This window comes from Ruminococcus sp. (assembly GCF_017650195.1).
GTDB lineage: Bacteria > Bacillota > Clostridia > Oscillospirales > Ruminococcaceae > Ruminococcus.
Genome location: NZ_JAGCFH010000152.1, coordinates 1 through 7,806, shown reverse-complemented (window position 1 = coordinate 7,806; position 7,806 = coordinate 1). Strand labels below are relative to the sequence as shown.

Sequence of the window (7,806 nt, the reverse complement as noted above, 5' to 3'; positions counted from 1 at the left end):
CTCCTCGGCAGCAAGGGCTTCCTTGCAGACCTGTACAGCTATATGGACAGTGACAGCGAGTTCAGCCGCGATACCATAGTACCCAATATACTCAGCGCCATTGAGAGCAAAGACGGTCATCTTTACGCAATAACTCCGGATTTCAGTGTGGACACTATCGCGGTCAAGAAAAAGTACCTCGATCACGAGAACTGGACTGTAAAGGAAATGATGGACATTTATGACAGCGTTGAGGCTGAGCACAAGTATGACGGCAATACAAAGGACGAGATGCTGGAGATGTTCCTTGAGGGACAGAGCGGCATAGTTGACTTTGAAAACGGAAAATGCCATTTTGACGAGCCCGATTTCATAGAGCTGCTCAAATTCTGCGACCGCTTTGTCGATAAGTTGGATATGCCAAGCAAGGAGGACGATCCCTACGGCCATCAGATGTATTACACCGATAAGGCATACTGGCTTGCGAACGACAAGGATATAATCTCACGGGCAAGCGGATACTCAGCACAGCTGAAATATGAGGAGTTCGGCGGCGACGATGTGATAATGGCAGGCTATCCCTCATCTGACGGCAAGGGCGGAAGGCTCAGGCTGAACGAGATATTTGCAATAAACGGAAAGAGCGAGGTCAGAGACGGCGCATGGGAATTCGTAAAATTTGTCCTTAGATCAAGAAATATAAGCTATGATGAGGAAAACAGCTGGCATAATTCCGGATACGGTCTGCCGATACTTAAGAAGAGCTTTGAAATAGCAATGGATCACAGCATGACATTGCAGGATTATAACAAAGAACTCGAGCTGGAAGATGTTCCGAGCATACAGTCAAAGCTCGGTTTTACAATATTTCCACTTACAAAGGAAGAAAGGGACGAATGTGAGCGCTATGTGCTGTCCTGCAATACCCTTGTGAGTACCATGGACTACGACGTAAAGCAGGTATGCTTTGAAGAGGCGGACGCCTTCTTCGCAGGCGAAAAGACTGCTGAGAAAGCAGCCAAAATGATGCAGGACCGCATATCAACAATCGTCGGCGAAAGGTCCTGACTATTAACTCAACTTTTTCTTAATTACTCCATATATGCGCAAAAGGCAGTCAATATTTCGGGACTGCCTTTTGCATTTTTATTTGGATCAATAACATTTTTAGCAAGTCAGATGTTCGCAATTGCATATTATACCACATAATCACAGCCGGTCAAGGCTGTATTTCTGCAGACTTATCCTTTCTCTCAATTAGCTGCTCAAAGGTTATGCCATACTTATAGGCTATCTCATGAGCATAGCTCTTACCGTCGGGCTTTTTGTAGCTTATCCTGTATGAACGCCTTCCGTTGTCGTTCTCCATGACAACGCTGACGGCTCCATAGCCCGAACCTGCACCGGAGGTTATATTGTCTGCATTTTCAGCAAGCTCGTGTATATGGGTATTGAATACCGTCCGTACTCCGATACAGCAGAGATATTTCAGGACATCCTCCGCAATATACATTGACTCCGAATGGCTCGTGGTCGCAAAGGATTCGTTGAACAGCAGAAGACTGTCCTTTCCTGCTGTCCTGCATATCACGTTGAATCTTTCGGACTCCTCACCCAACCTTCCGAGAGAGACCGTCTTCTCCTCCTCCACTGGAAAATGAGTATATATACCGTCGCAGAGACGTATCCTAGCCGAAGACGCTGGTACGAACACTCCGCTTTGGTAAAGCAGGAACACAAGTCCGATGCCCTGAGTGAGTATGGTTTTGCCGCCGCGGTTAGGTCCCGTGAGTATATGCACTGTCCTATCCCTGCTGAAGCCTATATCGTTGCAGACGATATCTTCATCGACTTCTCCCTTGATACGGCATATAGCAAGCTTCACATTGCAGAAGTCCCTGAGGACAGTGTCGCCGTCAGAGCTCTCCGCCATACAGCAGGGTACGCCGAGCTCTGTGAGCTTCCTTTCGAGACCGATAAAGCGGAGATAGAATAGAAGCTCGTCTGCAAGTCCCGAAAGGGCTTTTCCGCTTACGTCCACGTACCTGTTGAGCACCTTTTTCAGCTTCGAGGTCATGGACGGCAGCATACGCTCCATAATGGTGTTTAGATTGTTCATAAGAGGCGTATCCGTAGCCCGGTTTGTGGGAGAGGGTATGCCCCTGTACTTCTGATGCAGTCGGAGAAGTTCATTATCCGGCATTTCCATAGAGAACTGCATAAGATCCTTGTCGTTCTTCTGATCCTTAAAATGGAACTTCGCAAAGCGCTGGAGAACGCTCTGACGGTAAAAATAAAACTTGTTCAGTGATACGATGCCTGTTTCCTTTGGGTAAAACTCACTGTCAAGATTTATCCCTATGGTAATGCTCTTTATATCATTGACATCATCACTGACTGCGGCGATATCCTCTGAAAGCTCCTCGAAGCCGCTGTCATTATATATATCGTGTATGTAACCGGCAAACCTTTTCATTCCCTCTGACCTGAACTCCAAGCCATCAATGACCTCGTTTATCTTCATTACGGAGCTGATATACCCCTCCAGCGACCTCAGACGCATTAGAAATTCGAGCATGGTGGAGCTTTCTCCTATCTGCACAGGACGCTCATTCATATAGAATTGCATTGCGTCAAATATATCATAAAGCTTTCCGCATAGCTCCACATTGTCTCTCAGTTCTGAGTATATCTCCCTGCGGTAGTTTATAGTCTTCTCATCCGTAGGCATTTCAAGAAGTATCTTTTTCAGCACCGACTGCTCCGTGGAGTTTCCAGAAATGCTCTCAGTAATAAAATCTACGGAAAGATCGGTAGCAGTATTTGCACCAAGTTTAAAGTATATACTGTTTTCATCAGGGGCAAGCAGGCTGAATTTCCTTATATCCGTCAGTTCTTTACTCTTCATGTTTTTCTCCTAATATTTTTCAGGTAGCTTTTATATCATTCTGCTCCGTCCTTTTTAAGCACTGCAAAAACTGTTCTCAATACGCAGAGTATGTCAAGATACATAGAAAAATGCTTTATATAATAGTATTCCAGTTCAAGCCTTTCACGGTACTCTATGTTCGATCTTCCGTTGCAGCCCCACCACCCTGTCATGCCTGGCTTAACCTTCTGATAGAGCTTAAGACCTTCATGTGATTCAAGCTCACCCTCTACTAGCGGACGGGGGCCCACAAGACTCATATCCCCCTTTATAAGGTTAATGAACTGAGGGAATTCGTCCACGGAAAGCTTTCTCAGCACACGTCCGACCTTTGTTATCCTCGGGTCGTTTGTCAGTTTCTGATTTTCCTCCCATTCCCTGCGGTACTTTTCCTCCTTCAGAAGTTCCTTTAGCTTTTTATCTGCGTCCTTCACCATTGTGCGGTACTTGAGTATTCTTATGGTCTTTCCGTTGAGACCGACTCTCTTCTGAGTGTAGAAGATGCTCCCCTTATCTCCCGATAGTAGCGAAGCTGCCTTTATTATCAGGGAAACGGGTATGAGTATCAGAAGTCCAAATATGCCTATAATAAAATCCAACAACCTTTTCAGGCCAAGATAGAGCAACGTGCTCGGAGTAAAGGAGTACGCGCCCACGCTCAATGTCCTGTATATGCCCACCTCAGATATAAACTGATCTTCTGTCTGCATACCTATAGCCGCTTCTATACTTATATGGATATTCACCGCGTTGCCTATTAGCTTTCTGTAATCCGCATTGCTCACAGCATTGGGCTGAACGGCTATCAATACATCGTCTATGTTGTTCTTTATAATATAGTCTGCGAAATCACCGCTGACGACAGGTATTCCGCTGTATTCTTCACAGCTGTCATCATCGGTGAAGTACAATCCCTTTACATCATAGATATCAAAATCTCCTGCTGCAACGTTTGTGAGCGTACTCTCTATCTCATCTCTACTGCTAATAATAAAAAGCGATACTGGTCTTGTATTGTAAGGAACTATCTTCTTCGAAACCACAAGCTGCTTCCATATATACTTCATTAACAGCGAAAGCAAAAAGTAGAAGAAGTACATCATGATGAATACGGCTCGCGAATAGGTAGATCCTATCTTGAATATGTAAAGCACCAGCGCCACGGAGATAAGGTTGTAGAATGTAAGCTGCATGGCTCTTATTATTTCCATATAATATGAGCGCTTTAGTATTCCGCTGTATGGATTCTTTACAAGAGCGATAACGATATTCAATCCTGAAAAAAGAAGTATGAGCCTCAGCCAGTCGGGACTGTTTATAAAGCTGAGATTGCGGAATTTTATAAAATAAGCGGCTATGAACGATATTATCATCGCAAGTAAATCAACTGCCATGAAATCAAGATGTCCAAGCCACGAATACTTGTTTTTTGTATGCATAAAACACACCTGTCTTTCCGACATATCCGTAAAATACAGTCGCTTGAGCAGCGCCCATATTCCGGTATGAGCCATGTATAATAATCAATGTCTGTTTAACAACTAAAAATAATTTGTCCTGCAACTACTACTCTATCATTTACGAGATGTGCTCCTGAATACAGTTCAGGGCAATAACCGCCTTGCGGCGGTTATTGCGGACACATTTATTATAACCTTTGAACAAAAAAAAAGCAAGCAAATAGCTGGATACTGTCTTTTTCTTGTCACTTTAAACAAAACGAAATATGGTTCATAGTAAAATCCGCCGAAGAGAATATACTTATAGTAAAAGGAGGCTGCACATTTTGTATCAGTATATTTTGTGCTTGTATCGGTAAGGCTTCGCTTACAGATTTATAACCGGCTCTGAAATACGGCTGCTTTTTCTCCGAATACCTTGCTGTTTACAGAATAATGTGCTATAATGAATGCACAGGCGTTTTCGGCGCCGTAACGAATATACGAAAACATATAAATGAGGAAATAATATGAAATTTTATATGCCAACAAAAATATTCAGCGAAAAAAACTGCATCGCCAGGCACTCCGAAGAGCTTGCAACTCTCGGCTCCCATGCCCTGATAATCACGGGAAAAAACTCATCAAGGCTAAACGGCTCTCTTGACGATGTAATAAACGCCCTGAACAAGCATTCCGTCACATATACAATATTTGACAGAACAGAGGAAAACCCCTCCGTTGAAACTGTTATGGCTGCAAGGGATACGGGAATCCAATGCGGCGCTGATCTTGTGATAGGCATAGGCGGAGGCTCTCCAATTGACGCTGCAAAGGCTGCTGCACTTATGATAAAGAACAGCGATAAGCCTTGGGGATTCCTGTATGAAACTTCCCCTGCCGAAGCTCTCCCGATGGTTGCTGTGCCCACTACCTGCGGAACAGGCTCGGAGGCAACGGGAGTATCTGTACTAACGCGACATGATATGCGCACAAAGCTGTCTGTGAAGCATAAAGTTTTCCCTGAGATTGCTTTGATCGACGGCAGATACCTTTTATCAGCTCCGACAGATATTTTAGCAAATACGGCGATAGATGCGCTTTCTCATCTTATTGAAAGCGCCGTGAGCACACTTGCGGATACTTACAGCGATATGACGGTATTCCCTGGGCTTGAACTATGGGCAAAGTGTCGTCCATTTATTGAGGGTACAAGGCAGCTTGATGAAGATGCGGCTCAGTCGCTTATGGATACTGCCGCGCTTGCAGGTATGTCCATAGCGCAGACGGGAACGGCTATCCCGCACTCCCTCAGCTATATGCTCACCTACGAGGCTGGTGTCCCCCACGGAGCGGCTGTTGGAGCTTTCCTTGCTAAATACCTTAAATACGTGGACAGTGACCGACAAAAAGCTATCCTCAACGCTGTTGGCTTCACGGATACAGCTGAGCTCGGACGGTTCATTTCCAGCCTTGCTCCCATATCCGCCGACCGTAAGATACTTGAAAGGTCAGCTGCCTCAGTCCTTGCAAACAAGGCAAAGCTCAGTCTTTGCCCTTATCCTGTCACCGAGAGCATAATGACGGATATCATTGATATATGACACGGAAAGGTCATGAAATAAATGCGTTTATTAAAAATCATCGCTGAGGCTGTACTTTTGACAACTCTTGCTGTCCTGACAGCAGGCTGCAGTGACAACAATGTACCTGTGAATGAAATGGTGCAGACAGCTTATACAACGGTCACAGCGACAGTTACCTCAGCGTCTGTAACGACGGAGACTGCGACTGTACATACAGAAGTTGCAACATCTGACGTTACTTCAACAGAAGCATATCACCTTTTGAGATCTCCGGAGGATATATTCATTCACTGTACTGACGAAGAAGCTCAGAAATATGAATTCGTATACGACAGTATGGTATTCAGTGCCCTATACGAACCAGATAACTGGCATATCAAGGATTCATATCTCATAGACGACTACGATGATATAGTCATTATATGTCAGGCGCTGACAGCCGTTCACAAGGTACACAGTGCGGATATGCAGAGCTATCGCACCGCAGAGGATATGGCTAACGAATGGTATCAACATAATATAGCCTACTCTCTCCTGCCGGAAGGAAGTAGCTGGAAAAACAGTGCAAGGGACGTTGACCTTGACGCAAATGATCAAAACAAGAATCTCTTTGACTTTGTACTGGATAAGCTCGATATTAATGTAACAAAACAGGAGCAATACTGATGTACTGCTCCTGTTTTGCTTTTAGGAAAAAAGTATTAAACCTTGGGGGGATTAATCATTGTTTATTGTAGGTAACCCACTGATAACGAGCGGTAAGAGGAGTTCTTCCATCGTAATGTGCAAGCCACTCGTCAACACCTCTGCCGGGCCATGCATTCATCATGATCTTTCCGGGAGTCTGTGGGATATTGTCATAAGCTGTGTATACAGCCTTTCCGTCAACATACCATGTAATATGATCGCGCTGCCAGTCAAATCCGAAGGTGTGGAAACCCTGAGAAGCGTCAAATCCGAGATCGTACATCTTCTCATGATTGCCCTGTCCATTCGTGTAGTAGTTGAACTGGACCTTTGTAGTATCCTTGCCGAGTATTTCGATATCTATCTCGTCCCACGGATTGCCGTCGGACTCGCCTGTATAGGTGAAGAATGATGATACGACGCCGTTGTTCTTTATAGCCTGCATCGAGGTCTCATAATAGCCGAAGCCGTAGAAATCGTTTGTTCTGTACTCAGCGCCTGCGTAGTTGTATTTGCCGGTGTTGTCCTTGTCTATACTGAGAGTGAGAGCACCATCTCTGAAGCTGGTCTGTGAAGCATACCAGCCGCAGTCGAATGGATCGCCATTTTCCCAGCCGTCAGAAGCTATGAAATAACGTGATGAGCCTGTTCTGAAATCGTCAGCCATAGTAGCAGACTTGTTCATATCAGTGCCTGAGGACACATTTCCGGACTGCTGATTGTTATTGTTCCAGTCATTATTAACGTCCCAGTTGTACCAAGCGTTGTTATCGTTCTGCTGGTTGTTCCAGTCGTTGTTCTGCTGCTGACCATTGTTCCAGTTGTCCCAACCGTTATTCTGCTGGTTCTGGTTATTCCAGTTGTTCCAGTCATTGTTTTGCTGGTTCTGGTTATTCCAGTTGTTCCAGTCATTGTTTTGCTGATTCTGGTTATTCCAGTCATTTACACTCCAGTTGTTCCAGTTATTCTGCTGACCATTATTCCAGTCATTATTCTGCTGACCGTTGTTCCAATTATTCCAGTCATTATTCTGCTGACCATTGTTCCAATTGTTCCAGTCGTTGTTCTGCTGACCGTTGTTCCAATTGTTCCAGTCATTGTTCTGCTGCTGACCGTTGTTCCAATTGTTCCAGTCATTGTTCTGCTGCTGACCGTTGTTCCAATTGTTCCAGTCATTGTTCTGCTG

Annotated in this window: 5 protein-coding genes and 1 pseudogene; 3 read left to right on the top strand and 3 right to left on the bottom strand. The window is 44.8% G+C overall.

The annotated features are described in order from the left end of the window. A partial coding sequence (locus J6U00_RS06860; RefSeq protein WP_296580451.1) for a hypothetical protein occupies positions 1 to 1,047 on the top strand: 1,047 nt, incomplete at its 5' end. Between the two features lie 151 nt (positions 1,048 to 1,198). On the opposite strand, the gene J6U00_RS06855 is transcribed toward J6U00_RS06860, so the two are convergent. Both J6U00_RS06855 and J6U00_RS06850 read right to left on the bottom strand, forming a co-directional pair. Continuing rightward, positions 1,199 to 2,887: a hypothetical protein gene (locus J6U00_RS06855; RefSeq protein WP_296580450.1), complete on the bottom strand. Its 1,689-nt coding sequence runs from the start codon at positions 2,885 to 2,887 to the stop codon at positions 1,199 to 1,201. Between the two features lie 35 nt (positions 2,888 to 2,922). Then, entirely contained in the window at positions 2,923 to 4,347 is a 1,425-nt protein-coding gene (locus J6U00_RS06850; RefSeq protein ID WP_296580448.1) for a sugar transferase, read from the bottom strand. A 530-nt stretch (positions 4,348 to 4,877) separates the two neighbouring features. Between J6U00_RS06850 and J6U00_RS06845 the strand changes: the two genes are divergently transcribed. Together J6U00_RS06845 and J6U00_RS06840 are read left to right on the top strand one after the other, a co-directional pair. Beyond that, entirely contained in the window at positions 4,878 to 5,951 is a 1,074-nt protein-coding gene (locus J6U00_RS06845) for an iron-containing alcohol dehydrogenase family protein (RefSeq protein WP_296580447.1), read from the top strand. A gap of 21 nt (positions 5,952 to 5,972) precedes the next feature. Further along, positions 5,973 to 6,599 carry a hypothetical protein gene (locus J6U00_RS06840; protein WP_296580445.1) on the top strand — a complete coding sequence of 209 codons (627 nt, stop codon included), beginning with the start codon at positions 5,973 to 5,975 and terminating at the stop codon, positions 6,597 to 6,599. Positions 6,600 to 6,666: 67 nt separating this feature from the next. Here J6U00_RS06840 and J6U00_RS06835 read toward each other — a convergent pair. Continuing rightward, a pseudogene (locus tag J6U00_RS06835) lies at positions 6,667 to 7,242 on the bottom strand (glycoside hydrolase family 16 protein); the annotation flags it as partial. Positions 7,243 to 7,806 lie beyond the last annotated feature (564 nt).

Coding starts and splice junctions, on each gene's coding strand:
- J6U00_RS06855 (WP_296580450.1), bottom strand. CDS start 2,887: ATGAAGAGTAAAGAACTGACGGATATAAGGAAATTCAGCCTGCTTGCC.
- J6U00_RS06850 (WP_296580448.1), bottom strand. CDS start 4,347: ATGCATACAAAAAACAAGTATTCGTGGCTTGGACATCTTGATTTCATG.
- J6U00_RS06845 (WP_296580447.1), top strand. CDS start 4,878: ATGAAATTTTATATGCCAACAAAAATATTCAGCGAAAAAAACTGCATC.
- J6U00_RS06840 (WP_296580445.1), top strand. CDS start 5,973: ATGCGTTTATTAAAAATCATCGCTGAGGCTGTACTTTTGACAACTCTT.